Genomic DNA, 546 nt, shown 5'->3' on the forward strand with positions numbered 1-546 from the left:
CGAGGCAGCGTCCGTGCAAAACACGGCCCTCAGCCCGCATCCATGCGGGCTGCCCCGGCCTTCCGGGAACGTCTCAGCGATTTTGAGGCCGTCAGCACCGGCAGTTTCAGCAAGAAAAGTGAATAAATTAACGACAGGTCGTACGAACGTAGGCCGGGTAAGGCGCAGCCGCCACCCGGCACAAAATCGGCTCCGTGCCCGCTGTCCTTGCCCGGCGGCGCTGCTGGACTGACCCCATAAAGTTGGATGGTTCATATTAAGCGGCTCTCAGAGCCTGGGTTCGGTACTCTACCGGACTCAGGCCTTTTAATTTCAGGCTTATCCGCTCGTTGTTGTAGTAATGGATATAGTCCTCTACGGCTTTTCTTAGCGCACTGACACTCCTGAACTCCCTCAGATAAAAACACTCCGATTTCAGGGTCCCGAAGAAGTTTTCCATCACTGCATTATCCAGGCAGTTTCCTTTACGCGACATACTCTGCGTCATCCCATGCGCCTTTAAACGTTCCTGATAGCTCCTCATCCTGTAATGCCAGCCCTGATCCG

At 54.8% G+C, this 546-nt stretch carries 1 protein-coding gene; it reads right to left on the reverse strand.

The genetic code is table 11. The annotated features are described in order from the left end of the window. Positions 1-256 precede the first annotated feature (256 nt). On the reverse strand, positions 257-546 hold a 290-nt coding region (locus ABD481_RS47025; RefSeq protein WP_004163943.1), incomplete at its 5' end, for an IS3 family transposase.

Origin of the sequence: Catenulispora yoronensis (assembly GCF_039531695.1) — a bacterium.
Lineage (GTDB): Bacteria > Actinomycetota > Actinomycetes > Streptomycetales > Catenulisporaceae > Catenulispora > Catenulispora yoronensis.